25 protein-coding genes and 1 tRNA gene are annotated in these 25,740 nt (G+C 32.6%); 8 read left to right on the forward strand and 18 right to left on the reverse strand.

The window, feature by feature from the left end; genetic code table 11:
* Positions 1–329: 329 nt before the first annotated feature.
* The 3 genes from JJL45_RS02970 to JJL45_RS02980 all read right to left on the reverse strand — a co-directional run bounded on the left by JJL45_RS02970 (position 330) and on the right by JJL45_RS02980 (position 4,277).
* Complete coding sequence (locus tag JJL45_RS02970) at positions 330–1,484, reverse strand: hypothetical protein (RefSeq protein ID WP_068605037.1); 1,155 nt, start codon at positions 1,482–1,484, stop codon at positions 330–332.
* Between the two features lie 72 nt (positions 1,485–1,556).
* Entirely contained in the window at positions 1,557–2,042 is a 486-nt protein-coding gene (locus JJL45_RS02975) for a DUF1761 domain-containing protein (RefSeq protein WP_068605035.1), read from the reverse strand.
* Between the two features lie 240 nt (positions 2,043–2,282).
* On the reverse strand, positions 2,283–4,277 hold the full coding sequence (locus JJL45_RS02980) for a glutamine--tRNA ligase/YqeY domain fusion protein (protein WP_068605117.1): 1,995 nt from the start codon (positions 4,275–4,277) through the stop codon (positions 2,283–2,285).
* 141 nt (positions 4,278–4,418) lie between these two features.
* Between JJL45_RS02980 and JJL45_RS02985 the strand changes: the two genes are divergently transcribed.
* The 3 genes from JJL45_RS02985 (at position 4,419) to JJL45_RS02995 (ending at position 5,137) form a co-directional block, all read left to right on the forward strand.
* Positions 4,419–4,625: a zinc ribbon domain-containing protein gene (locus JJL45_RS02985; protein WP_068605033.1), complete on the forward strand. Its 207-nt coding sequence runs from the start codon at positions 4,419–4,421 to the stop codon at positions 4,623–4,625.
* Between the two features lie 2 nt (positions 4,626–4,627).
* The gene (gene folB / locus JJL45_RS02990) at positions 4,628–4,990 is read left to right on the forward strand and encodes a dihydroneopterin aldolase (protein ID WP_067145515.1); all 363 of its coding nucleotides are present in this window, start codon (positions 4,628–4,630) and stop codon (positions 4,988–4,990) included.
* A gap of 76 nt (positions 4,991–5,066) precedes the next feature.
* Positions 5,067–5,137 (forward strand) — tRNA-Cys (locus tag JJL45_RS02995).
* 142 nt (positions 5,138–5,279) lie between these two features.
* Here the strand turns inward: JJL45_RS02995 and JJL45_RS03000 are convergent.
* The 5 genes from JJL45_RS03000 to JJL45_RS03020 all read right to left on the reverse strand — a co-directional run bounded on the left by JJL45_RS03000 (position 5,280) and on the right by JJL45_RS03020 (position 11,936).
* Positions 5,280–6,209, reverse strand: a complete 930-nt coding sequence (locus tag JJL45_RS03000) for a hypothetical protein (protein ID WP_068605031.1) — start codon at positions 6,207–6,209, stop codon at positions 5,280–5,282.
* Between the two features lie 79 nt (positions 6,210–6,288).
* Positions 6,289–6,969, reverse strand: coding sequence for a LysE family translocator (locus JJL45_RS03005; protein ID WP_068605029.1), 681 nt, complete (start codon positions 6,967–6,969; stop codon positions 6,289–6,291).
* Between the two features lie 122 nt (positions 6,970–7,091).
* Complete coding sequence (locus JJL45_RS03010; protein WP_068605028.1) at positions 7,092–7,766, reverse strand: head GIN domain-containing protein; 675 nt, start codon at positions 7,764–7,766, stop codon at positions 7,092–7,094.
* A gap of 73 nt (positions 7,767–7,839) precedes the next feature.
* Positions 7,840–10,038 carry a ribonuclease R gene (rnr, locus tag JJL45_RS03015; protein WP_068605027.1) on the reverse strand — a complete coding sequence of 733 codons (2,199 nt, stop codon included), beginning with the start codon at positions 10,036–10,038 and terminating at the stop codon, positions 7,840–7,842.
* 944 nt (positions 10,039–10,982) lie between these two features.
* Complete coding sequence (locus JJL45_RS03020) at positions 10,983–11,936, reverse strand: Fic family protein (RefSeq protein ID WP_068605026.1); 954 nt, start codon at positions 11,934–11,936, stop codon at positions 10,983–10,985.
* A gap of 207 nt (positions 11,937–12,143) precedes the next feature.
* On the opposite strand from JJL45_RS03020, the gene JJL45_RS03025 reads away from it, so the two are divergent.
* The 5 genes from JJL45_RS03025 to JJL45_RS03045 all read left to right on the forward strand — a co-directional run bounded on the left by JJL45_RS03025 (position 12,144) and on the right by JJL45_RS03045 (position 17,151).
* Positions 12,144–12,578 carry an RpiB/LacA/LacB family sugar-phosphate isomerase gene (locus tag JJL45_RS03025; protein WP_067145535.1) on the forward strand — a complete coding sequence of 145 codons (435 nt, stop codon included), beginning with the start codon at positions 12,144–12,146 and terminating at the stop codon, positions 12,576–12,578.
* Entirely contained in the window at positions 12,579–13,496 is a 918-nt protein-coding gene (locus JJL45_RS03030; protein WP_067145537.1) for a cation diffusion facilitator family transporter, read from the forward strand.
* A 211-nt stretch (positions 13,497–13,707) separates the two neighbouring features.
* Entirely contained in the window at positions 13,708–14,154 is a 447-nt protein-coding gene (locus tag JJL45_RS03035; RefSeq protein ID WP_202664371.1) for a GNAT family N-acetyltransferase, read from the forward strand.
* A gap of 172 nt (positions 14,155–14,326) precedes the next feature.
* Positions 14,327–16,240, forward strand: coding sequence for a S9 family peptidase (locus JJL45_RS03040; RefSeq protein ID WP_068605025.1), 1,914 nt, complete (start codon positions 14,327–14,329; stop codon positions 16,238–16,240).
* Positions 16,241–16,269: 29 nt separating this feature from the next.
* Complete coding sequence (locus JJL45_RS03045) at positions 16,270–17,151, forward strand: sugar phosphate isomerase/epimerase family protein (protein WP_202664238.1); 882 nt, start codon at positions 16,270–16,272, stop codon at positions 17,149–17,151.
* Between the two features lie 14 nt (positions 17,152–17,165).
* On the opposite strand, the gene JJL45_RS03050 is transcribed toward JJL45_RS03045, so the two are convergent.
* The 10 genes from JJL45_RS03050 to JJL45_RS03095 form a co-directional block, all read right to left on the reverse strand.
* A complete protein-coding gene (locus JJL45_RS03050; RefSeq protein WP_067151710.1) occupies positions 17,166–18,026 on the reverse strand; it encodes an OmpA family protein in 861 nt (286 codons plus the stop codon).
* 247 nt (positions 18,027–18,273) lie between these two features.
* On the reverse strand, positions 18,274–19,908 hold the full coding sequence (locus tag JJL45_RS03055; RefSeq protein WP_202664239.1) for a S41 family peptidase: 1,635 nt from the start codon (positions 19,906–19,908) through the stop codon (positions 18,274–18,276).
* A gap of 8 nt (positions 19,909–19,916) precedes the next feature.
* A complete protein-coding gene (gene rnpA / locus JJL45_RS03060; protein ID WP_068605012.1) occupies positions 19,917–20,294 on the reverse strand; it encodes a ribonuclease P protein component in 378 nt (125 codons plus the stop codon).
* 101 nt (positions 20,295–20,395) lie between these two features.
* Positions 20,396–20,956: a helix-turn-helix domain-containing protein gene (locus JJL45_RS03065; RefSeq protein WP_202664240.1), complete on the reverse strand. Its 561-nt coding sequence runs from the start codon at positions 20,954–20,956 to the stop codon at positions 20,396–20,398.
* 5 nt (positions 20,957–20,961) lie between these two features.
* Positions 20,962–21,300, reverse strand: a complete 339-nt coding sequence (locus JJL45_RS03070; protein WP_202664241.1) for a type II toxin-antitoxin system HigB family toxin — start codon at positions 21,298–21,300, stop codon at positions 20,962–20,964.
* A 201-nt stretch (positions 21,301–21,501) separates the two neighbouring features.
* The gene (gene thiH / locus JJL45_RS03075) at positions 21,502–22,632 is read right to left on the reverse strand and encodes a 2-iminoacetate synthase ThiH (RefSeq protein ID WP_202664242.1); all 1,131 of its coding nucleotides are present in this window, start codon (positions 22,630–22,632) and stop codon (positions 21,502–21,504) included.
* Between the two features lie 102 nt (positions 22,633–22,734).
* Positions 22,735–23,505 (reverse strand): thiazole synthase, encoded by a 771-nt coding sequence (locus JJL45_RS03080; protein ID WP_202664243.1) that lies wholly within the window; start codon positions 23,503–23,505, stop codon positions 22,735–22,737.
* A 50-nt stretch (positions 23,506–23,555) separates the two neighbouring features.
* The gene (gene thiE, locus JJL45_RS03085) at positions 23,556–24,206 is read right to left on the reverse strand and encodes a thiamine phosphate synthase (protein ID WP_202664244.1); all 651 of its coding nucleotides are present in this window, start codon (positions 24,204–24,206) and stop codon (positions 23,556–23,558) included.
* Positions 24,207–24,259: 53 nt separating this feature from the next.
* The gene (locus tag JJL45_RS03090) at positions 24,260–24,625 is read right to left on the reverse strand and encodes a four helix bundle protein (protein WP_068605000.1); all 366 of its coding nucleotides are present in this window, start codon (positions 24,623–24,625) and stop codon (positions 24,260–24,262) included.
* Positions 24,626–24,659: 34 nt separating this feature from the next.
* Positions 24,660–25,466: a hydroxymethylpyrimidine/phosphomethylpyrimidine kinase gene (locus JJL45_RS03095; RefSeq protein WP_068604997.1), complete on the reverse strand. Its 807-nt coding sequence runs from the start codon at positions 25,464–25,466 to the stop codon at positions 24,660–24,662.
* Positions 25,467–25,740 lie beyond the last annotated feature (274 nt).

Raw genomic sequence — 25,740 nt, forward strand, 5'->3', positions numbered from 1 at the left:
GTTCTTTGTTAATTTGATTATTTAACAAAACGTAACTTATTGCTAAATTCTAAAAAAGCCTTATGTTTTAACAACCTAAGGCTTTTTTTATTGAAGATTCTAATTGTATTGAATTAGACACTAATTTGTTCTTTATGAATTTTAGTTTAAACAAGTTACAATTGTTTGTTTTTCGTCATGCCGAACGTGTTTCGGCATCTCATTAGGTATGAAATCTATATTTTATAATGTGACCCTGAAATAAATTCAGGGTGACGTGTAACTTTACTATCACTAGCGGATATTCAAAAAACATCTACACCATTAAACGCTTAAATAAATAAACAATCCTACTTAAAAGGGTGTCTTTCCTCCCACTCTTGCTTGGGATTCATAAGTTTAAAAACCGGCTTTAATACCCAATTCCAGAACTTATTGGTGTGCTTCATATACATTTCCATAGGTATTGCTTTAGCCCCTATAGAACTCTTAATAGCCATAGCAGTTCTTGCATAAACCACATTTTTAAAGTTATTTTCTATACCAAACTGCAGCATATCATACAGCATATTTAAATAAAGCTGATTGGTAAACTGATGGGCTTTGTCATAACCCAAAAAGTAAGTTTCTAATTGCTGACCGTTTAAAATAAGAGTGTAAAAGCCGACTAAGGTACCATCTAAAAAGTAACCATATACTTTAAAATTGGTTCCTAGTTGTTGTTTTAAGCTTAAAAAATGGTTTTCGGGTAATACAAAAGAATTAAACTTGGCGTTATTGGAGACATTCAAATATAATTTATGAAGCGTCTCATGATGGATTTTAACAAGCTCTAAATCCAGTTCTTTGCTAATAATTTTTCCAAACTTTTTTTTAGCGCGTTTATAACGGTCTCTATATTTCTTGGTTAGTTCTGAAGTATAGTTTCTAAAATTTTCCCAATTGGGCTGCAGGTTCATTATCATATTCGGCTGCACGGCCACTTGATGTAATCCTTCGCTTAGATATACCTGAGATTGGTTATATAGTAAATCATCTTTAAAAAAATCCTTAAGAATGATTAAGCGCACCGTTTTACTATGGTTTTCTTTAATACGCGTTTTAAGCGTTTTTAAAGCATTAAAAACTAAACTCGTGTATACACTAAAAGAAATGGTGTTTTTATCGTAGAACATGCCGTGTTGGCCTGTGTGTGTAAGATTTCCAACTACTAACACATTACCTTTTAAAACTTTTGAAATATGCTGTTGAAAAAACTCTTTAACGCAGGACACCTCAGTTTTCCGAAACATATCTTTAAGATATAATTTCACATGTTGAACGATACTTATCCCAACCAATTGATCGTCTATAAAAACACCAACATAATACAACTGAATGTTATTGGGAATACCCTTTTCTAAAGCTTGTAAATACTTTTTTTGTAGAAAAATGTCATGTTCCACTAAATCATCCCATGATTGTGGAAGCACTTCAGAAGCATCGTAAATTTTATAGGTTTTCAATAGAAATTAAAAAGACTGAAAATTACAATTCTCAGTCTTTATTTTAGTTAAAACTTTACAAAAATAATAGGATTACCAAGCACAAATAATACCTCCCATAATAGCTAAAGTGACAATCCAATAGCCACTATTTATAAAGATATATTTTGCGCCCTTTCTTTCAAAAAGTGCATTAGTACCTAAAATGGGTAAGGCAATAAATATTCCTGTTAATGTACCATGTAAGGCACCGTGTTTAAAGGTTCTAAAGGCATTTCCATAATCTGAAAGAAATGCAGCATAGGAAGGCAAAGCGTTAGAAGGATCACCACCAACCAAGCTTAAAGCGCCAACTTGATGAATAACAATACCAGGAAGTGCCGATGATAATAAAAAGGCAAAAAAGAGTGCTAAAATAAAGATCTTAGCCATATTACCGCCTTTCAAATCGGCTTCAGTTAAGCCAGTAGCACGCATCCAAGCAGTTCCAAATACTTTAGGGTGATACCAAATAAATCCGATAACCAGTGCCGAAATAGCAGCTACAAGCATCGCTAGAAGATTAAAATAAGATTCCATTATTTAATGTTTAGTGGTTAGAATTCTAAATATAATTAAAATACCTGATTATCAGCCCATAAAATAAAGAAGCTGCTTAAAAAGTTGGTTTTACGTCAATCTGAATTTATTTCAGATTCTCACAATTATTGATTCATAATGTGAGGTGATACTGTGTCGAGCACAGCATGACGCTTGTTATAACTTTTTAAGCAGCCTATTTATTAAATTGGTGTTTATTAAAAACACCAATTTTATCTACTAAATCGCGTTGGCTACAGCCACTAATATGTCATTTTTATCTTCGGTAGCTTTATCTATAAAAGCATTAATGTCATCATTTTTAGCTTGACCATTTTTTAATAATACGCCTAAAGTTAAAGCAACAGCAATACGCGTTCCTACCTTTTTAGCAGCCGTATTAAACAAAGGCTGTAACTCTTCATAACTCACTTTTTCAGCTAATTCTAATATTTCAGCTTTAACCTTTTCTTGCTTAGCTTCAGGTAAATTGGTGTATTTTTTACCCAATTGCTGAATCACATCTATAGCCTTACGTTCTGGTCTATTTTGAGTATTATTTTGTGCTGGTTTATTTTGTGATTTTGGTTGGGCCTTAGCCCATGAATCGCGTAAACCAACTGTTTTATTAAAAACTAACTTTTCTGAAGTGCTATCGTCATCAACATTAAAATAACCTAAACGTTGAAACTGAAAACGCTCGCCAATTTTAGCTTCTTGTAAACTAGGTTCTACAAAGGCATTGATAATTTTTAAAGAATTCGGATTGATAAATTCCATAAAGTCTTTGTCTTGATGACTATCTGGAGCTTCATCATTAAACAAGCGATCATACTCACGAACTTCAGCTTTAATCGCATGCGGAATAGACACCCAATGCAATGTGCCTTTAACACGCTTGGTGGTATCTTCAGAATACGTACAATGAATTTCAATTACTTCTCCATTGTCATCTTTAACAACCGATTCAGCCTTAATGATGTAAGCATTTTTTAATCGAACTTCACCTCCTAATTTTAAACGGAAAAACTTGTTACCAGCTTCTTCTTTAAAATCTTCTTTTTCAATATATAATTCACGAGAAAAAGGCACCTTTCTAAATCCGGCACTCTCATCTTCCTGATTATTTTCAGCCTCTAACCACTCTACTTTATCTTCTGGGTAATTAGTAATAACCAGTTTTACAGGATCTAAAACAGCCATAACACGTGGTGCTGTTTTATTTAAATCTTCACGAATACAAAATTCTAAAAGCGATACGTCAATCACGTTTTCACGTTTAGCCACACCAACCGTTTCTACAAATTTTCTAATGGCTGCAGGGGTATATCCACGACGACGTAAACCAGAAATGGTAGGCATTCTTGGATCGTCCCATCCATTAACAATACCATCTTCAACCAATTTAAGCAGCTTTCGCTTACTCATAATCGTATAACTTAAATTTAAACGTGCGAATTCGCGTTGTTTTGGTCTAAGCTTATCATCTTCTACAACCTGGTCTAAAAACCAATCGTAAAGTTCTCTATGTGGTTTAAATTCCAAAGAACATAAAGAATGTGAAATTTGCTCTAAATAATCACTCTCACCATGCGTCCAGTCGTACATCGGATAGATACACCAATCGTTAGCTGTTCTGTGATGATGCTTCTTTAAAACACGGTAAATGATAGGATCACGCATAAGCATATTTGGGTGCTGCATGTCAATTTTTGCACGTAAAATATGTTCACCTTCATCGAATTCACCATTTTTCATGCGTTCAAAAAGGTCGAGATTTTCTTGTACCGTTCTATTTCTAAACGGCCCATCAACACCAGGTTGTGTAGGCGTGCCTTTTTGCTCGGCCATAGCTTCACTAGACTGGGAATCTACATAAGCTTTATCATCTTCAATTAACTGTACGGCCCAATCGTAAAGTTGTTGAAAATAATCGGAAGAAAACAATTCCTTATCCCAGGTATACCCTAACCAAGCGACATCTTTCTTAATCGCATCAACATACTCCTGCTCTTCTTTAGCCGGATTAGTATCATCGAATCTTAAATTAACCGGGGCCTTATATTTTTCACCTAAACCAAAACTAATACCGATGGCTTTCGTATGACCAATATGTAAATAACCATTTGGTTCTGGAGGAAATCTAAAACGTAAGTCATCTTTAGACATCCCGTTAGCTAGATCTTCTTCTATAATTTGCTCAATAAAATTGAGAGATTTTCTTTCTTCAGACATTTTCTGATTTTTTTCAACTAAATAAGGGTCAAAATTACGGAAAATCAAGTTATTTTTGTCCATTATATCTAATCAAGCGTAATAAAAATTATTTCAGTATATTAAAGCATCTAACGACGTTATACTAAAAGAAATATTTTTATGAAAAATTTAGATTATACCTGTCCGAAATGCCAAAACAAAACCTATAGCATCGGACAAATGCGCGCAACGGGTGGTACATTATCTAAAATATTTGATGTACAAAATCAAAAATTTACATCGGTAACCTGTAAACGTTGCACTTATACAGAATTTTATAAAACTAAAACTAGTGCGTTAAGTAACGTATTCGATCTATTTACATAAATATGGGAATTATAACCGTTGAAAACATTAGAATTTTTGCCCACCATGGTTGTTTAAAAGAAGAAACTAAAATTGGTAGTGATTATTCGGTGAATTTAAAAGTTGAAGCTGATTTACAAAAATCGGCAAAGTCTGATAAACTAAGTGATACTGTAGATTATGTATTCTTAAATCGGGTTATTAAAGAGGAAATGAATAAACCTTCTCAACTTTTAGAAACAGTTGCAAAACGCATATTGAATCGTATTTTTAAAGAAGATGATTTGGTTAAAAAAGCGACCGTTTGGGTAAGTAAATTAAACCCTCCCATTGGTGGCGATGTCGAGAAAGTGACTATAAAAATGCGCAAAAAGCGTAAAAAGTAATTTTATATAAAAAAAAGTCACATTTTTTTATACATTTGCAGCAGATTTCAGAAACCCTGAAATTTCACATATTAATGGCGTCGTGGCCGAGTGGCTAGGCAGAGGTCTGCAAAACCTTGTACAGCGGTTCGAATCCGCTCGACGCCTCAAAAAAGCTTTCAGTTTTCTGGAAGCTTTTTTTTGTCATCATACTTATCTTTAATTTCCTAAATTAATTGAAAAGTTTATCCAATAAAAAAGGAGAAATCCTGTGAAATTTCTCCTTTTTTAAACTTATTAAATTAGATTTTTATCTTCTAAAACCACCACCACGGAATCCGCCACCAAAACCACCGCCGAAACTAGAACGGTTAAAAGTTCCTCCTCGATTCATGTATAAATTATGTGCATTATAAGAATTTGGTCGACGATCTTGAAAAGTTTGTTTTGGATGATTATCGAAATGGTCATTTCTCGATAACTCATGATGGTTTGTGTTTGATTTTAAATTATGATTTGGGTTATTAGGATGGTTATTATGGTTTGGATGGAAGTGATTATAATTACCATGATGATAAACATTATGTGTATTAATACGAACATTTATGTTATTATGGTAAATGTATGGTGGGAATGGTCGCCAAGGACGGAAAAAAGGAGGAAAATAACCCCAATAAAACGGTGATATCCATGGTCTAAACATAGGTCCCCAAAACCAATCCATAATAAGTGGCGTCATGGCAAAATCTGGGTAAATATAATAATCAGGGCCATAAATATTCACATTACCAACAACTTGAACTGACTTGTCTTCTTTTTTAACGTTTATAGTGGCAACGTCCTGGTATTTATCTTTACCAATAATATCTTGTATGATAACAACTTTTTCATCCTGGTTATCTTTACAAACCACTCTTAAATAATCGACATCACCATCTTTATTTAAATCAAGATTAGAAATTTGTGTTTTAGGATCATTAAGCCTTTTTTCAAAATCTTCTAAATCTTTTGATTCACCAAATACAGATGATACGGCCTCTAAATCTAAATTATCACTAATATCAGGATCGTCCTTAACTAATTGGGCTGTTGGAGTTGTGTTAAACAACTGAGTATCTGTTGGAGGCCCAAGTGTATCGTTATTTGTAGAAGAGGTTGAACTACTAGTACTAGAACTAGAACCACAACCAAACACACTAAATAATACCGAGGCACAAATAACCAAAGCTTTATTTTTCATACTTTTTAAATTTTTATTAAACTGAAATAAATATAAAACTATTTTTACAGTGTATCACTATTTTCTATGTATTCAATAGTTAATCGTGATATATTTGATGCTCTAACTTTTCTTTATTTTTCTCATAAGCATTTGGAAATATACCTTGAACTAACAATAATATACCAAAAGCAAAAATAACGATAGCAATCACTTTTTTAGTTTTAAAAATAAGTCGTGGTGTAAGCTTAGCTTTTAAGCGTTTAGCTATAAGAATTTTAATTAAATCTGTAATAAAATAAGAAGCCACCATTGAACAAATAAAAATAGCTCCACCATGCTCTGAAGACGTTAAAGAATCTCCTAAAACTATAAAACCAAGCCAGCCTAAAAGCACCCCAATATTGATGAAATTAAGTAAAAATCCTTTTATAAAAAGTTTACCATAAGCTTTATTAATTTCAACCTTATAGTACTCTTTAACAATGGTTCTAAAGGATTTTGAGGTTTTTATAAAGGAAATAATACCATAAACAATGAGTAAAACGCCTCCAAAAATCAAGAAACTGGGATCGTTTCCAATTTTACCTCTTAAATTATTGGTACTGTAAAAAGCAATTAGAATGAAGATAATATCGGCAAGAATAACGCCTAAATCGAAAATCAAAGCCGCTCTAAACCCCTTCGTGGCACTGGTTTCAAGTAACACAAAAAAAACAGGACCAATGGTAAAGGCTAATATGATTCCGAAAGGAACCGCTGTTAAAATATCATCGAACATAAAGTTGAAAAGCTTTATACAAAGTAAAGAAATATTTAAAGTAAAAGAAAAGTGAATGGCTTATAAAAACCAAAAACCATCAATTACTTGATGGTTTTGAGTGTTTTTATATTGGTAATGTTCTATTTATCCATTCGCTTTACCGTACCGCCTAAAGCTGTGTTTTCGTTAATAACTTCAGGTTTCCCATATATGTAAACATTACCACCAGCGCGAATTTTAGCATTAACTTCTTCAGTAGCGTTCACATGAGCTTCACCTGCCGCTTTAATCGACACATCGGTATCTTCGGTGATGAGTTCCTCACCTTTAAAAATTCCACCAGTATTGATATCTATTTTTTGATCTTTAGAGTTTCCTTTGACTGTAATAACACCACCTGTAACCGCTTTAACTAAAGTATGCTTCACTTCTACCGGTACAGATATAGTTCCGCCCTCTTGAGCTCTTAAATCAATTTCAAATTGTTTTATAACATCGTTAGAAGTTACTTGAGCACCTTCATTAACATCGATAATATCAATATGTTTATAATACAAAGTTACTTTAGTACTATTACCATTGAATATTTTTTCGATATTCATTTTAATTTTCAGCTTACCATTTTTATTATTGATAACCACATTATTAGAATTTTCTCCTGTGATCACAATTTTATTTTCGGAAGCCTGTACCAATTCCATTTGAATTAAGTCGTAAATCTTAAGTTCGGTAAATTCACCAACCGATTTTTCGACCTTTTCTTGAGCGAATAGCGTTGAAGAAATTAAAGTAAAAATGAAAAATATGCGTTTCATAGTTTGTATGTTTTAGTTGTTTCGGACAAAATTATCAATAATTGTTCCACGATGAATTCACTTTGTGATAATTTTAAATCGGTGTTTCAGGTTTACCTAATAGGTTAAAATCTAAATGTTTTTTAACTAAATCGGTGTTCTTAACTTTAACAACCACTTCATCACCAAGTTGATAAGTAACACCCGAATTTCTACCAACCATAGCATATTGATCTTGGTCGAATGCATAATGATCGTCGGTCATATCGCGAACACTCACCATACCTTCACATTTATTTGAGATAATTTCAACATATATACCCCAATCGGTAACTCCAGAAATTACACCCACGAAAGCCTCATCTTTATGATCTTGCATGAATTTAATTTGCATGTATTTTATAGAATCACGTTCGGCTTTAGTAGCTAGGTTTTCCATGTTACTGGAATGCTGACATTTTTCTTCGTAAACATCTTCATTAGCCGATTTTCCACCATCTAAATAATGTTGTAATAAGCGATGCGCCATCACATCGGGGTAACGACGAATAGGTGAGGTAAAATGGCTGTAATAATCGAAAGATAATCCGTAATGCCCAATATTATGCGTTGTATATTCGGCTTTACTCATACTTCTTATCGTAAGCGTATCTACTAAATTTTGCTCCTTTTTACCATTCACTTCTTTTAATAAATGATTTAATGAAGCTGCTGTAGTTTTACGGTCTTTAAAATTAAGTTTGTAACCAAATTTAGACACAATACCTTGTAAATTAGCTAATTTACTATCGTCTGGTTCGTCATGAACACGATAAACAAAGGTCTTTTTAGGCTCTTGTTTTCCTATAAATTCTGATACTTTTCGATTCGCTAAAAGCATAAACTCTTCAATGAGTTTATTAGCATCCTGGCTGGTTTTAAAAAATACACCAATAGGATTAGCCTCTTCATCTAAATTGAATTTAACTTCAACCTTATCAAAAGAAAGCGCTCCAGAACGCATACGAATACCGCGCATAATTTTAGCTAATTCATCCATTTTTAAAACGGCATCGGCTATTTTTTGATCGGTTTGATACGTTTTTCCTGTTAAAGACACTTCAGCAGGAATGGTATTTGTTTTAGATTCTAAAATCGCTTGAGCTTCTTCATAAGCAAAACGGGCATCACTATAGGTTACCGTTCTACCAAACCATTGATTTTTAATCTCGGCTTTATCATTCATTTGAAACACTGCAGAAAAAGTGTATTTTTCTTCATGCGGACGTAAAGAACAAGCTTTATTTGAAAGGACTTCAGGAAGCATAGGCACCACGCGATCTACTAAATAAACCGAGGTAGCACGCTCGTAAGCTTCGTCATCTAAAACGGTGCCTTCTTCTAAATAATGCGACACATCGGCAATATGAATCCCTATTTCGTATAAACCATTGTCTAACACTTCAAAAGATAAAGCATCATCAAAATCTTTAGCATCTTTGGGATCTATAGTAAAGGTTAAATCTTTACGCATGTCGCGACGTTTGGCTATTTCTTCAGCAGTAATAGAAGTATCTAAATGATTAGCAAACTGTTCAACTTCATAAGGAAATTCGTGAGGTAAACCATATTCTGCTAAAATCGCATGAATTTCAGTGTTATGATCTCCTGGCTTTCCTAAAACTTGAACCACTTTTCCGTTAGGAGAATCGGCCTTTTCTGGCCAATCTTCGAGTTTCACTAAAACTTTATCGCCATCTTCAGCTTTAAAGGTTTTATTGATAGGTACAAATATATCTTTGTACATTTTATTGCTATCGGCTACAACAAAAGCATAATTATCATGCAGTTGAATCACACCAACATACTCCGATTTAGCACGTTTTATGATATTGGTAATTTCACCTTCAAGCTTGCCGCGCTTTCTACGTTTATAGACGTAAAATTCAACTTCGTCGTTATGTAAAGCTTTATTAATATTATTAGAAGCGATAAATACATCATCCTCAAAATCGTCGCAAATTACATAGCCGTTACCTTTAGAAGCTAAATCAAGGATACCGGTATGGTATTCGGTATTAACAATGGCCTTAAATTTACCGCGATCTACTTCTTCAATCTCCTGTTTGCCCTGTAAATCTCGTAATTTTTTTATAATTTGATTACGACTACTCGCATCGTTTACGCCAAGTTTGGCAGCTATTTGTTTGTAGTTAAACGTTTGGTTACGTTCTTTTTTTAAAATACTTAATATGGTATTTGATAGGTTGGAAATGCCTTTATTTTTGGATTTTCCTTTTCTTTTTCTAGTCATTAAATTCTGTGATCGTTTACAATTTCTAAGATACTAGAAATTGTGTTATTAAATAGCATGGTTTTGGGAGAAGATACGCTATTTATTTTCTACAAAGCTACGGTTTATATTTTAAAGCGATGTTTTGTAAACATTAATTCACAATATATTAAGCAATTTGAAGCTGAATTTATCTATATTATAAGCTTAACTTAATTATGAAAGAAAGAGTAGACTATATAAGTTCTTTGAGAAATCATTCCATTTTATAGTTATCAACATATATCTATATATTATTATTTTTCTTTTAAAAATTTAAAAAAACAATGGTGGTTATTATAGGGTGTTAATAAGTGGTATAACTTTTTTAAGTTTTGTTTTGATGGCGTTAAATTTACAGTTTGTTAATAGGTTCTTAACAATAGAAATATTTTTAAAAGCTTTATTTTGAATGAATTTCAATTTTATATACACAGTTGTTAACAACTCCATTTAACCACTTTTTACTCATAACTTTTTTCAATTTTATGTTTATAGCGATCAATTTTTAGGCTCATAACATTGAAAAAAAAAGTGAGTTAAATATTTGTTTTTTTAGTTACGGTTTTTGATTGGAAAAATAAATGGATATTCAATATTTTTCTTTTAAAAAACTATTAACAGTTATTAACAAGTTGTTAAAAGCGATGTTTAAAGTAATCAACATTCATAAGGGATGGCAGTGATTTTGGAATAAATATATTCCATTAATTTGATTATGAACCACTTGTGTTTTTTAGAGTAAAAAGTGTTGGTAAAAACACTTTGTGAAGGTTATTTTTAGTATAAAAAATAACAGTCGCTTTTATGATTTGTAGTGTGATTCGGTACCAAATTTATCAAAGAAAAAACGAATAGAAAATTAGAAAGGTTTTGTCGTAAGCTAGTTTGAACTAGTCCTAAATGGTGTACTGAATTGTACTCAATTATTTTATACGATAAATTGTCTTATTTTTTTCTCCGATTTTTTCAAATAAACCTAATTCAGTTCCTTTTTTTAAATCTCTACTAGCTGTTGCTGAAGAAATATCTTTAAAAATATTCATATAATCTTTTCTTGAAAATTCAGTTTTATTTAATGAAACAAAATATTCTAACCTATCTTTTTCATTTAACGTTCGATTATTAAAATCTAATAATTCACTTATTGAAAGGTTAATTACGTTTAGCATATATTCAATAAATTTCGTTGATTTTCCTGATTTATCACTTTCAGCCAAAGCTTGATAATATTTATCTTGGTCGTTACTAATTAAAGTTTCAAAAGGTAAAAACTCAAATACTGGATATTTTTCCATTAAAATTAATGTTTGCCATAATCTTCCCATTCTTCCATTTCCATCTAAAAAAGGATGTATAAATTCCATTTCATAATGGAAAACACAACATTTAACTAATTCAATGTCATCAGACTTTTTCAAATATTCAAAAAGATCTTTCATTAAGTATCTCACATTTTCAAAAGGAGGTGCTAAATGTTCAACTTTTGAACCTTTTACAATTCCGACACTTTGATTTCTATATTTACCTGGATTTTCAATTAATCCTGTCATTAAATCTTTATGAGCTTTTAAAAATGATTTTTCATTAAAAGGATTGTATTGTTCTAAGTTTTCATAAATTTTGATAGCATTTAAAACCTCCAGAACATCTTTTTTAGGACCAATAACTTTTTTGTTTTCAAGAAGTGCTGTTATTTGTTCTTCTGTAAGTGTATTACCTTCTATTTTTAAAGAGGAGTGAATCGTTTTGATTTTATTTTGTTTTCTCAATCTTGGTGAAGGTTTGTTTAGTAAATTAGCGTTTACTTCACCTATTTTCTCTGAAATAGAAGTTATTAATTTTAAAATGGATGATGTAATTTCGTAAGGTGGTTTCATTTTATGATACTATCATTTGATACTATCAAATATACTATCATTTATTTTGAATGATCTTATTTAACTATATTTTTTAATAGACGATTTTAAATCCTTTATAAAAAAGTCAATAATCTTGATTCCCTTATCAAAGCAGTCTCCAATCTTAACAAGAAAACAATGATATATTTAGTAACTTTGCTACTTAAAATAATTAGAATTTAAATCATGACAATTTCTATAGGTAACGATCACGCAGGAACAGAATATAAATTTGCTATTAAGGAACTTCTTGAAGCTAAAGGTTATACTGTAAATAACCATGGAACCGATGCACATGACAGCGTTGATTACGCCGATTTTGTACATCCAGTAGCTACCGATGTTGTTAACGAGACCTCTACTTTTGGTATTCTTATTTGTGGTAGCGCTAATGGTGTGGCCATGGCAGCAAACAAACATCAAAAAATTCGTGCTGGCTTATGCTGGAATAAGGAAATTGTACATTTAATAAGAAGTCATAATAACGCTAATATTTTATGTATTCCAGCTAGATTTACAGCTATTCCACAAGCTTTAGAAATGGTGGATGTGTTTTTAAATACCGAATTTGAAGGCGGACGTCACCAAAAGAGAATAGATAAAATTCCTGTTTCTTGCTAAATGGGGGCACATCATGGGCATCATCATACTCATGATCATCCCGATCTTAAAGGTCGGAATCTCGTTATATCCATACTTTTAAATATCGTAATAACGGTTGCCCAAGTTATTGGCGGTCTTATTTCTGGTAGTTTATCACTTTTAAGTGATGCTTTACATAATTTTAGCGATGTCATTTCTTTAATTATTAGTTATATAGCTAATAAATTAGCTAAGAAAAGGGCATCCTTTCAAAGGACTTTTGGTTATAAAAGAGCTGAAATTTTAGCTGCTTTTATCAACGCTGCCACTTTAATCGTTGTGGCTGTTTTATTGATTATTGAGGCTATAGAACGCTTTCAAAATCCGCAAGCTATAGAGTCTGATCTTGTTATTTGGCTATCCCTAGTCGCTATTTTAGGCAATGGTTTTAGTGTGCTTTTACTTAAAAAGGATTCTAAAAGCAATATGAATATGAAAAGTGCCTACATTCATCTTTTAACCGATATGATGGCTAGTGTTGCTGTATTGATTGGTGGATTACTCATGAAATATTATCAGCTTTTTTGGGTGGATAGTGTGCTTACCTTTGCTATTGCTGTATACTTAATATGGATGGGTTTTGATTTGCTTATCAATTCTACTAAAGTTTTAATGCTTTTCACTCCAGCCTCGGTACCTATTGAAAAAATTGTAGCTGAAATTAATGCTTTTGATAGTATTAAAAATGTGCATCACGTTCATGTTTGGCAATTAAATGAAGATGAAGTGCATCTGGAAGCTCATATCGATTTTAGTGAGGATATAACACTATCAGAATTTGATGCCATTTTACATGATATTGAAGATTTGGTCTTTAAAAAGTACGATATTAATCATGTAAACATTCAGCCTGAATACAGTAAAGATGATGCTAAAGACGTGATCGTTCAAGACTAATTCCTGCGTAGGCAGGAATCTCCTCATAAAGGGGCAGTAAGTTCCAATCTAAAAAAATAGTTTTAATGATGCTGCGAAAATTTTAGAATCTGCGTTAACAAATAAAAGGGGCTTTCGTAATCGAGAAGTGAAAATTGAATCAATATAAAGGTTCTCGTCTCCGCTCGAACACCTTTAAATTTTAAACTTAATTACATTATTAATAAACATGATGTTATCCATTAAACTAAAATCTTTTGAAGCTTTAACTACACAGGAACTCTATGATATACTTCAATTACGTAGTGAAGTTTTTGTGATAGAACAAGACTGTGTATATCAAGATATTGATGGAAAGGATCAAAAAGCATGGCATGTTTTAGGTTTTAAGGGAGACAAGTTGGTGGCTTATACACGTATTTTTAAACCTGGTATTTATTTTGAAGAATCTAGTATTGGCCGGGTTGTTGTTAAAAAAAACGAGCGTAAACACCAGTATGGTAATCAGATTATGGTGTTTTCAATGGAAGCGATTAAAACACATTTCCGCGAAAGTGTTATAAAAATATCGGCACAGTATTATTTAAAAACCTTTTATACCAATTTAGGTTTTAAAGCTGTTGGTGAAACTTATTTGGAAGATGGCATTCCGCATATTGCCATGTTTCACAGGTTCTAAAAATGCTATTTTCTTTATTGTAGCATACTTTTTTCAGCCTGAATTAGTAAGATGCATTTTTATCTTCTTCCCTATTTAAAATGTAAAAAACTAAAAAACAGTAGTTTATGTGTTGTTACTATGAAATTTGTTATAAATTTAAACACATAAGAAATTATAAAAATCTGTTATTATGAAAACTAAAATTTTAGGGCTAGCCATTATAACGCTGTTTTTTTCTTGTAAAAAGGAAACTAAAGTCGTTCAAAAGGAGATTAAACACTATTCTATTGAGGAGTTTATGGATAATGAATCTGTTTACGGAGGCAGTTTTTCTTCAGATAACAGTAATATAATTGTTTCAAGTAACCGTTCGGGTATTTTTAATGTGTATGCTATTCCAGTAACAGGTGGTGAAATGACGCCTGTTACAAGTTCTGACAGTACATCCATTTTTAATGCGTCATATTTTCCAAACGACAACAGGATATTATTTGCTACTGATGGAAATGGCAATGAAATTACTCATCTTTATGTGAAGGAATTGGACGGATCTGTTCAGGATTTAACACCAGGTGAAAACGCTAAATCTAGTTTCTATGGCTGGTCTGAAGACGAAAAATATTTCTATTACGGATCTAATAAAAGAGATCCAAGTTATTTTGATGTTTATAAATTATCGATTGATGATTACTCTTCGACATTGATTTACCAAAATAACGATGGTTTATCGTTTAGTGGCATGTCTAACGATGAAAATTTTATAGCCTTATCAAAATCTATAAATACAAACGATAGCGATTTATCTATTTACAATGTTAAAACAAAGGAAATTATAAAAATCAATGATAATTTGAGTGCTAATACGTCTCAAGATTTTTCAGAGGATAATTCAACGTTTTATTATACAACCGATGATGGTAGCGAGTTTTCATATCTTATGGCTTATGATTTGGAGTCAAAAGAAAAGAAGAAAGTCATAGAGAAACCTTGGGATATCTCAGGAATTAGTTTTACTTCCAAAGGTACTTATATGGTTGTTTATGTTAATGAAGATGGTAAAAATGCGGTTGAAGTTTTGGATTCAAAAACCATGAAACCAATAGATTTACCAGATTTTAAAGACAGCAGTATTACAGAAATACGTTTTAGCAAGGATGAAAAATGGATGCGTATGTTCGTGGGTGGCTCTAACACACCTTCCGATTTATACACTTATAATTTGGAGACTAAAGAACAGCATAAATTAACAAACGTATTAAACGATGCTATAAATATTGACGATTTAGTTACAGCAAAAGTTATTAGGTACAAGTCTTTTGATGGTACCGAAATTCCAGCCATATATTATTTACCGCATCAAGCCTCCAAAAATAATCAAGTCCCAGCTATGGTTTGGGTTCATGGTGGTCCTGGAGGGCAAAGTCGCCAACAATTTTTACCTTTAATTCAGTATTTAGTTAATCATGGTTATGCCATTCTAGCGGTTAATAATCGCGGAAGCAGTGGATATGGAAAGACTTTTTATAAAATGGATGATAAAAACCATGGTGAAAAGGATTTACAAGATTGTATTGAAGGTAAAAATTGGTTAGCAAATCAATCTGAAATAGATGGTAGTAAAATAGGAATTATAGGTGGTTCGTATGGGGGTTACATGACCATGGCAGCACTAACTTATACGCCCGAAGAATTTAAAGTTGGTGTTAATTTATTTGGGGTTACCAATTGGATACGGACTTTAAAAAGCATTCCGCCCTATTGGGAAGCTTATAGAACGTCGTTATACTCAGAATTAGGTGATCCATTTACGGCCGATTCGGTACGTTTAAAACGTATTTCACCATTGTTTCACGCCGATAAAGTAACTAAACCTTTAATTGTTTTACAAGGCTCACAGGACCCTAGAGTGTTACAAGTTGAATCGGATGAAATTGTTGAGGCGGTGCGTAATAATAATGTGCCTGTAGATTATGTTTTATTTGCTGATGAAGGTCATGGTTTTCGAAAAAAGGAAAATCAAATTGAAGCTAATAGTCGAATTTTGAAGTTTTTAGATAAATATTTAAAAAAAGAGACAGAATCAACCGATTCCGCATTAAAGTGAGACTTTAATAGCGGTAAATACTAAGATTAATGATTATTAAAATACTAAAAATTAAACTGGTATTAGTTTTACTAGCTTTAAATTTTGCTTGTTCTAAGTCTACAAAGCAGATTCATATTGAGGATATATCCCCTTGGTGTATCGTGTCTTTCGATTCCCTAGAGCGACAACCTAAGGAACGTATAGCCATGTTAAAGGCCATGGGGTTTTCTAAATATGGTTACAATTGGAAAGAAAATCATTTATCCTATATCGAAGAAGAATTTGCTCTTGCTAAAGCCAATGATTTAGAAATTGTATCTATTTTTTTGTGGTTAAATGCTAAAAGAGATAGTATCGGAAAATTAAGTGCTTTAAATGAACAGTTATTTAATAAGCTCAAATTAATTGATAATAAACCAGAAATATGGTTGAGTTTTAGTGATAATTATTTTGAAAATTTATCGCAAGAAGAAGCTTTAAATCGCGCCATCTCATATATCAAATTTGTAAAGGAAAAGGCCGATAAAGTCGGATATGATATTGCATTATACAACCATCATGGTTGGTTTGGAAATCCCGATAATCAAGTTGACATCATTAAAAAACTCCCAGAATATGATTTAAAGATGGTGTATAATTTTCATCATGCTCACGATTATTTAGATGATTATCCGAGGATCTTAAAAAAGATAAAACCTTATTTAACCTATGTTAATTTAAATGGATTACGAAAAGATGGTCCTAAAATATTAACCATAGGTGAAGGTGATTATGAGTACGATATGATTAAAACTCTGTTAGATGAAGGTTATTACGGCCCTTGGGGCATTTTAGGTCATATAAAAACTGAAGATGTTGAAGTTGTTTTACAAAGAAATATGGCAGGAGTAGAGCAAATAAATGAACGATTATTAGATGAAAATAAATAAGCTTTCTAAAAGTCTTATTTTACTTGATCGTCTACATAAGTGATTACAATTTCAACGCGTCTGTCAAATTTAGGATCACCGCCTAATGGAAATTTTCTGCGCATGCCTAAGTGTCTCATGCGTTTTTTACTCACACCTTTTTTAGCAAAGTAGTTATAAACAAATTCGGCACGGGCTTCAGAAAGGTTGCGTTTTTTGGTTTTTCTATCTACGGCATCACGGGTGTTTTGCGTGCAACACACATGGCCTTGAATGGTGAAATAAATGTCTTTACGGGCCACAAGTGCATCGGCTATCTCTTCAAGATTACGCTGAGATTCGGCGTTTATAGTAACTTCACCAGTTTTAAAGAGTATGGTACTAAATACTATTTTATCACCTTTTTTACCTTCTTTAATCTGTTCAATGATGGTTTTTTCTTTTTCCTCATTCAGAATTTTAACTTCTTCAATAGGTTCTGGCTCTGGAAGTTTAGGTTCTACGATAATTTCAACTTTTCGGTTTAATCCTCGAATTTTTAAGATATCTTCTTCTTTTACAATTCTGAGTAAAATTTTTCCTTTGCCATCCACATTGGTAATTAAACTTTCGCTTATTTCATTGTTTGAAAATATGCTTTTTATGGCATCAGCACGTTGTTGAGAAAGGATTAAATTATAATTATCGGCACCGCGATCGTCGCAAAATCCGAATATAGAAATGGATTCAATTTGGATATCATTTAAGGTGGAAATGAAGAGTAGTAAGCGGTTTTCTTCGGTACTAGGAACATCGTATTTATCGGTCTCAAAATACACTTCATGTGTCAGTGCTTGTTGCGAAAAAGCACAGATACACTGGAGTGTTATTAATAAGAATACCAATAATTTAGTCATAGTAGGAAGTCATAAGCGATATAAATATAATATTTTTAATTTATAAATAGCAAGAAGCTAGGGCATCTGAATTTTTTATAGATGAACGGGAAGAAATGATGATATTTGGCTGTATGCAATATGCTTTAAGCAATATGCATAAGGCTTATAGCTAATAATATTATACAGAGCGTTACAAAGTATGTTGTGAGGTTTCTCTAAAGCGCGTAATGCATATAGCCTAAAGCTTACAGCTTGAACTTCTCAACTACCTTAAATAACTTTGATAAGTTGTAGAATTACTTAATATTTCAGTTGCTTTTTTAATTTCAGTATCATGAATTTTATAATAATCATATAATCCTTCACGATACACGTAGCATTTCACAATGTCTTCGGTTAATAATTCTAGTAAATAGTCTTTATTTTCGTCTATAACCGTGTTTTTAGAAGCGTTTAAGTGACTTATTAGCGCATTGTACTCTTTTTCAATATTGTCGTTTAAATCTTCTTTTTTAGCGGTTTCAAAAGCTTTTTTCAAGTCTTTTTCTGTTTCGGTTTCAAATGAAAAATTATTGGTTTTTAAATAACTTTTGAAACCTGCGAAATCTTTGTCTGTTAAGCTGAAATTATTAATATCCTTGATATCATGATTGTAGTAATAATTCACCGCGTAATTAAATATAAAATCGCTGTCATGAATAGCCTTGGTAATGGTTGCGTTTTTTGTAGCGCCTAAAGCCACATCGGGTAATACGCCTCCTCCATCAAAAACTTTTCGTCCGTTTTTAGTTTTAAATTCGTGATAGTTTTCTTTTTTAACTCGTACCGCCTCTCCTTTTTCGTTTCTATTCCAATAATCTAAAGACTGAATACATCGACCCGATGGGGTGTAATATCTTGATATGGTAATTTTAACTTGAGTACCATAAGTGAGTTGTTTAGGACGTTGTACTAAACCTTTTCCAAAACTTCTAGAGCCTACAATAACGGCACGATCTAAATCTTGCAACGCGCCCGATACGATTTCACTTGCAGAGGCACTGGCACCATCGATTAAGACTACTAAAGGAATTTCGGTATCTATAGGCTGATTTTGAGTAATGTAAGTTCTGTTATACTCTTTTACTTTCGATTTTGTGGTAACCACCAATTGCCCTTTTGGAACAAATAGATTTACAATTTTAATGGCCTCATTAAGTAATCCGCCTGGGTTTCCTCGTAAATCTAAAATGATTTTTTTAGCACCTTGAGCTTTTAAATCACGTAAAGCGTAATTGGTTTCAGAATAAGCTTTGTTATTAAAACGGGTTAAAACAATGTATCCGGTTTGATCGTTTACCATTGAAAAATGCGGAACCGCCTTAATATCTACCTCGGCACGTTTTATAGTGGCTGTATGTGTTTTTCCTTGGCGTAAATAGGTCACTTCAACCGATGAATCTGAAGTTCCTTTTAATAAATCGCCAGCATGATCTTCGTAATTAGCAACTACCGTATTTCCTATTTTAATGATTTCATCACCAGGTTTTAATCCAGCTTTATCTGCTGGATAATCTTTATAAGGTTCGATAACCAGAAGTTTGTCTTTTAGCGTTTTTATACGTGCGCCAATACCTGTGTAATCCCCTGTATTATTAATTCTAGCAGCTTCAACATCCTGTTCGTTCATAAAGTTCGTGTAGGGATCTAAATCGGCTAGCATGCTTTTAATAGCCGTGTCCATAAGCGCGCCAGGATTGGTTTCATCCACATAATTCATGTTGAGTTCTTTGAATAATGTGGTGAAAATTTCTATTTGTTTCGCTATTTCAAAAAAATCATTTTTAAATGCCGATGTCGTTAAAAATACAACACCAACTACAACTGGAATTATAACTTTTTTACTAAAGATTTTTTTCATGTAAACTATTATTTTTCAGAAATATGACTTCTAAATTTTTCAAACAGAAGCTGCATGCGTTTTTCTATATAATCAAATTTTGGTTTGTCTTTACCAATGTACAAAATCATAAACGCATAGGGCTGACTTAAATTGTTAAAATAAGTGGCTTTGTTTAGGCGATAAGCTTCTCTCATCAAACGTTTTATACGATTTCTATCTACAGCCAATTTAAAATGACGTTTACTTACCGATATACCGGTCTGTGCCAAGGTATTTTCTTCGAATTGGCATGGCATAAAAACCAAGCGTAAGGGATAGGTCGAAACCGACTTTCCTTCAGCAAATAATTGCTCGATGCGTTTTTTGCTTTTAAGTTTTTCTTTTTTACTAAAAGTGAAGCTCAATGGGTGTGTTTTAAAGCTTCAAAGGTAATGAAATAAAAAAGTAGGTTATTAATTATCCGTTTTTTAGTGTTGAAATAGTTTAAACGAGTTCGTTATTAAATTTAAACTAAAACGAAGTCATTCTTACTTAATTTAACTTTAGGATTGCCTAGCTTTTTTATTGAAGTTCTTATTTTTAATTGTTCTGATTGTGGTAAAAATGTGGGAACTAGATCGGTTAAATCAATCTTTAGTAAACGGTTAATGACAATTAAATCTTTTAATGAAAACGGACTTAAGCCATTCATTAATTCGGACATATAGGATTTGCTTTTATGTCCTAATATTAATCCAAGCTCTTGTTGCGTTACATTTAAATGTTTTAATTTTTTCCTTATTAGCAATTTTCTTTTTTGAATAAACAGTCGCTCTTTTTCGGCTATTAATTCGGCTACATCACTTTCTTGTAATTTTGTTTCTGAAATTTTACTACTTGAAGACCAATTTTTAGCTTCATAATCAGCAATTAAATCTCTTAATTTCTTACGAATTATTTTATATTTTGAATCTTCTTTAGAAAGCACTCTTAATTTTCTGTCTGCAATTAAAGCTTTTTCAAAATCTAATTCATTTTGAATTTCTCCAATCTCTAATAATTTTGATATGTCAAGTTGTGTTTTCATAATATTTAAATCCAATCATTGGCTTTAAGCCATTTTTTTATGGTATTCTTATTGTTTTTGAATCTTTTTTCATATTCCTGATGGGTACCAGTCCAAACTACTGATGCTTCACCTTCATCAAACTCAATAAGTACCATGGTTCTGTGTATGCTTATATTAAAAAAATAAAAACCATCACTATGTACGCAATCGGCGTCTGATCTCGTTTTAGTAATGCCTTCTTGGCTTGTCCATGTATTGCCTTCTATATCGTTAATCAATTTATCAATGGCATTTGATAAAGGGACATTACCTCTATTTTTTCTTTTTAATTTTTCTAATGCTTTTTTATTGATTAATCTCATAATCAGTTACAAAGATATAAAAAAAGTTCGGTTATTTTCCGAACTTTAAATTAGTTATTATTAAGTCTTTCAAAAAATTAAATCTTTCAGGTTTTCAAAACCTGAAAGGTCTGAAATCTAATAAGTCATAATCACGCTAAATGATTAATAAGTTCAATATTCGAATCGTGATTCAATTTTTGTAACCCTATAAATTGAATTTTATTTATAAAATGAATTCACATAACTCCTATCCCAATCTTTCCAAACCACTTCGTAACCCTGCGATTGAATCATGTCCTTAATAGCATCGGTTGAACGTTCATCAGAAATTTCAAATTGCTCTAAAGATTGCGGTTCTACGGCGTAACCTCCAGGATTGGTTTTCGATTCGGCACTAATTGAAGTAATTCCTAATTTAATGATGTTATTTCTAAAAATCTCGCTCTCACGTGTAGACATCGATAATTCTACATCTTCATCAAGTAAGCGGTATGCACAAATAAGTTGAACTAAATCGATATCGGTCATTTCAACTTTAGGTTGCACTTCTCCTTGATGCGGACGCAAGCGCGGAAATGAAATTGAATATTTTGTTTTCCAATACGTTTTTTGAAGGTATTTTAAATGCAATGCCGTATAAAAACTATCAACACGCCAATCTTCTAATCCGAATAAGGCTCCCAATCCAATTTTGTGAATACCTGCCTTCCCTAAGCGATCAGGGGTGTCCAAACGGTAATTAAAATTTGATTTTTTTCCTTTCGGATGATGTATTTTGTATGTCGCCTCATGATAGGTTTCTTGATATACCAAAACGGCATATAAACCTTCGGCGATAAGGGTTTCATATTCCTCTTGATCTAGAGGTTGCACTTCAATACTAATGTTGGAAAAATGTTTTCTAATAAGAGCTATAGCATGTTTTAAATACGAAACGCCCACGGTTCGGTTTGCTTCTCCAGTTACCAATAAAATATGATCGTAACCTAAACTTTTTATATGAGCCACTTCTTTTAAAATTTCGGCATCACTTAAGGTTTTGCGCGGAATTTTATTGGTCATACTAAATCCGCAATAGGTACATATATTTTGGCATTCATTGGATAAATACATGGGGATATACATCTGGATGGTATTCCCAAATCGCTTTTTAGTGAGCTCATGGCTACGTTGAGCCATTTGTTCTAAAAACGGTGTAGCAGCAGGCGAAATAAGCACTTTAAAATCGTCTAACGTTATTTTATCCTTCGCCAATACGCTCTTCACATCAGCTTCAGAAAACCCATATATGTCATGTTCTAAGGTGTCCCAGTCGTATTTGTCGAATGTATTTCTGAAAGTATTTTGCATGTTTTTTGTGGGGGGGTTGCGCGGTTATGTCGTTAAGGAGTTTAGCAGTTTAGCAGTTTAGATGTTAAGAAGTGTGGAAGTTAAGGAGTTAAGATTTTTCTTTTAATTTAAAAATGAGGTTAATGGGCTACTAGCTTCGGCGTGCTTTTTAACAGGTGCTAATTTTGCATTATAAGCCATTCTACCAGCTTCTACAGCCATTTTGAAGGCTTTACCCATAGCAACAGGGTTTTGAGAAACGGCGATGGCAGTATTAACTAAAACGGCATCTGCTCCTAATTCCATAGCGAAAGCCGCATGCGATGGGGCTCCAATACCAGCGTCTACAATAACAGGAACATTGCTTTGCTCAATGATGATTTCTAAAAAATCGTTTGTCTTCAACCCTTTATTACTGCCAATTGGTGCGCCTAAAGGCATCACACATTGTACGCCTACTTCTTCCAAACGCTTGCATAACACAGGATCGGCATGAATGTATGGCATGACTACAAACCCTAATTTCACTAACTCTTCAGCAGCTTTTAAGGTTTCTATAGGATCTGGTAATAAATATTTGGGGTCAGGATGAATTTCTAATTTTACCCAATTAGTTTTTAAAGCTTCGCGAGCTAATTGTGCAGCAAAAACAGCTTCTTTGGCCGTTCTAACTCCAGATGTATTTGGTAGTAAGTTGATGTGGTTTTCTTTTAAATGCACCAGCATATCATCCGACTCGTTATCCATGTCAACGCGTTTTAAGGCCACGGTTACTAGTTCACTTTCTGAAGCTAAAATACTATCGCGCATTAAACTCGTATTACTAAATTTTCCGGTGCCAGTAAACAATCGTGAGGTGAAAGTTTTATCGGCTATTTGTAAGGTATCTTTCATTTTTCTTTTTCTTTTTTTGAGATGTTTTAGGAGTAGAAGATTTATAAACCTTACTTCTCCCCTGGTTTCCAAACTTGTTCTACCAAATCGATTTCACTTCTAAGCAGTTTATTAATTTTTCCTATGCTATTGAAGGCTTTGGTAATTTCTCCCGAAGCGGCTATACCATGGATACCTGTTTTTAGCAACTCTGGAATATCATTTATGGTAATACCTCCTATGGCAATTATGGGTGTTTCTGAGTTTAGACTTTCTATAATGCTTTGGTAACCCGATAGCCCTAAAATCGGACTCAAATTTTCTTTAGTTTCTGTGAATCTAAATGGGCCTAAACCTATATAATCCACTTTTTTGTTGACTAAATTCTTGCAATCTTCAAGCGTATTTGCTGTTCCTCCAATAATTTGCCATGAATACAACGTTTTTCTAACGGTTTCTGGATCAGCATCCGATTTTCCTAAGTGGACCCCATCAGCTTTTACCGTTTTAGCTATTGTATAATGGTCGTTAATTATTAGCCGGGTTTGAAAATGGGCTGTAATGTCACGCGCTTCTTCTGCAGCTTTTAAAATTTTCTTTTCTGAATAATTTTTTAAACGTAATTGAACCAATTCTGCTCCCGATTGACAAGCCTGTTGGATGTTCTCCAGATGTGTTTTAGGTGAACTTCCTTGCGATATGTAGTGTAGTTTTGGAATCATTTTTTTTTTAGAAGTTAAGTAGTTAAGTAGTTTTAGAAGTTTAAGTAGTTAGGTTAATTCATGGACTTGATAATGCTTCGACAATAGGCGTTTAACATTTTACTCACTTCTTGTATTAATTTTACTTGTTTATCGTTGTTTTCTACATAACCTAAGTCTTTGGAAAGGATTAAAAAGTATCTACATTCTTCTAGTGAGGCTTGTGAAAAATTATAAAACCTTAGTTTCTCTTTCGGACTTTTACGTTTATATCCTTCGGCAATATTGGCGGTTATTGAAACCGCTGCTCTTCGAAATTGAGAGGTTAATCCGTAAATTTCTTCTCTTGGAAATTGTTTACTCATTTTATAAACCTCCAGTACGAATTGATGACCGGTTTGCCAAACTTTTAATGCTTCAAAACTTTTTGTTAATTCCATACTCAATTACTTAAAACTTCTATAATTCATACAGCTAAACCACCGCGACATTCATTTTGTGTGTTCCTAAAAGGCTTTCACTGCTACGTAAATAGGTTTCAATATATATTTTAGCGTTTATAGCAGCGTCTTTTAAAGGAAAACCGGCAGCGATATTACAAGCTAAACTCGATGATAACACGCAGCCACTACCATGCTTTTCGTAAATTGTATTGTAAATAGGAAAAATTTCAATGGCTTCGGTGGTGTCGTAATACAATTCATCCCATCCTTTTTTATCTTGACGGTGCCCCCCTTTTAAGTAGATTTTAGTATAATTTGAGATGTGCTTAATGGTTTGTTTAACAGTAAATTCCGGATAAAGGGCTTTAATTTCATCGTAATTTGGAGTAATGATATAGCATTGTTTCCAAATTTTTTCAAGGAGCTCTTGACTTTCCTTAAAATGGAAATCGAAGCCCGAACTTGCCTTAATTACGGGGTCTAAAACCACTTTAATTTTTGGGTTTAACAGATGCAGTTTATCTAAAATTAGGGATAAAGTCTGCCAATTTTCAATAATTCCAATTTTTACAACTGAAATATTAAAACGTTCGAAAAGGGTTTCAATTTGATTTAAAATAACCTTCGGATTGGTCCAAATACATTGTTTGAAATCAATATCATTTTGAATGGTGATGGCGCTACAAGTTGATAAGCCATAGAAGCCATGGGCTTCAAAAGTTTTGATGTCTGAAGTAATTCCTGCCCCTCCAGAAGGGTCGTGGCCTGCAATACTTAATATGCAATTATCAAATAACGAGGTACCATTTGTAGTAAGTGTGGTGTAGTTAGTTTTCATACTATAAATTAGTTTAGTTATGTTGATAATAGCAGCTTAGGATATTTAGGTATATAAACATACTTTTTTTGGTATGATTTATATGGATTTGGGGAGAGTTGTATCCTTAGTTTTATTGTAGATTCTAGTTCATAGGTTAATTGTTTTAAATTATCGAATTTCAGATTTTTTATGCCATCATTTAAGATTAATAAGGTATTAACAACTTGGTCGTAAATTAAGAGTACAAACCATCGAGAAAATAATTTTTCTGTAATCTTTTGTTTAAAGTCAG

Origin of the sequence: Tamlana sp. s12, from assembly GCF_016767215.1 — a bacterium.
In the GTDB taxonomy this organism is placed as follows: Bacteria; Bacteroidota; Bacteroidia; order Flavobacteriales; family Flavobacteriaceae; genus Pseudotamlana; species Pseudotamlana agarivorans.

Coding starts and splice junctions, on each gene's coding strand:
- JJL45_RS02975 (WP_068605035.1), bottom strand. CDS start 2,042: ATGGAATCTTATTTTAATCTTCTAGCGATGCTTGTAGCTGCTATTTCG.
- JJL45_RS02980 (WP_068605117.1), bottom strand. CDS start 4,277: ATGTCTGAAGAAAGAAAATCTCTCAATTTTATTGAGCAAATTATAGAA.
- JJL45_RS02985 (WP_068605033.1), top strand. CDS start 4,419: ATGAAAAATTTAGATTATACCTGTCCGAAATGCCAAAACAAAACCTAT.
- folB (WP_067145515.1), top strand. CDS start 4,628: ATGGGAATTATAACCGTTGAAAACATTAGAATTTTTGCCCACCATGGT.
- JJL45_RS03000 (WP_068605031.1), bottom strand. CDS start 6,209: ATGAAAAATAAAGCTTTGGTTATTTGTGCCTCGGTATTATTTAGTGTG.
- JJL45_RS03005 (WP_068605029.1), bottom strand. CDS start 6,969: ATGTTCGATGATATTTTAACAGCGGTTCCTTTCGGAATCATATTAGCC.
- JJL45_RS03010 (WP_068605028.1), bottom strand. CDS start 7,766: ATGAAACGCATATTTTTCATTTTTACTTTAATTTCTTCAACGCTATTC.
- rnr (WP_068605027.1), bottom strand. CDS start 10,038: ATGACTAGAAAAAGAAAAGGAAAATCCAAAAATAAAGGCATTTCCAAC.
- JJL45_RS03020 (WP_068605026.1), bottom strand. CDS start 11,936: ATGAAACCACCTTACGAAATTACATCATCCATTTTAAAATTAATAACT.
- JJL45_RS03025 (WP_067145535.1), top strand. CDS start 12,144: ATGACAATTTCTATAGGTAACGATCACGCAGGAACAGAATATAAATTT.
- JJL45_RS03030 (WP_067145537.1), top strand. CDS start 12,579: ATGGGGGCACATCATGGGCATCATCATACTCATGATCATCCCGATCTT.
- JJL45_RS03035 (WP_202664371.1), top strand. CDS start 13,708: ATGTTATCCATTAAACTAAAATCTTTTGAAGCTTTAACTACACAGGAA.
- JJL45_RS03040 (WP_068605025.1), top strand. CDS start 14,327: ATGAAAACTAAAATTTTAGGGCTAGCCATTATAACGCTGTTTTTTTCT.
- JJL45_RS03045 (WP_202664238.1), top strand. CDS start 16,270: ATGATTATTAAAATACTAAAAATTAAACTGGTATTAGTTTTACTAGCT.
- JJL45_RS03050 (WP_067151710.1), bottom strand. CDS start 18,026: ATGACTAAATTATTGGTATTCTTATTAATAACACTCCAGTGTATCTGT.
- JJL45_RS03055 (WP_202664239.1), bottom strand. CDS start 19,908: ATGAAAAAAATCTTTAGTAAAAAAGTTATAATTCCAGTTGTAGTTGGT.
- JJL45_RS03065 (WP_202664240.1), bottom strand. CDS start 20,956: ATGAAAACACAACTTGACATATCAAAATTATTAGAGATTGGAGAAATT.
- JJL45_RS03070 (WP_202664241.1), bottom strand. CDS start 21,300: ATGAGATTAATCAATAAAAAAGCATTAGAAAAATTAAAAAGAAAAAAT.
- thiH (WP_202664242.1), bottom strand. CDS start 22,632: ATGCAAAATACTTTCAGAAATACATTCGACAAATACGACTGGGACACC.
- JJL45_RS03080 (WP_202664243.1), bottom strand. CDS start 23,505: ATGAAAGATACCTTACAAATAGCCGATAAAACTTTCACCTCACGATTG.
- thiE (WP_202664244.1), bottom strand. CDS start 24,206: ATGATTCCAAAACTACACTACATATCGCAAGGAAGTTCACCTAAAACA.
- JJL45_RS03090 (WP_068605000.1), bottom strand. CDS start 24,625: ATGGAATTAACAAAAAGTTTTGAAGCATTAAAAGTTTGGCAAACCGGT.
- JJL45_RS03095 (WP_068604997.1), bottom strand. CDS start 25,466: ATGAAAACTAACTACACCACACTTACTACAAATGGTACCTCGTTATTT.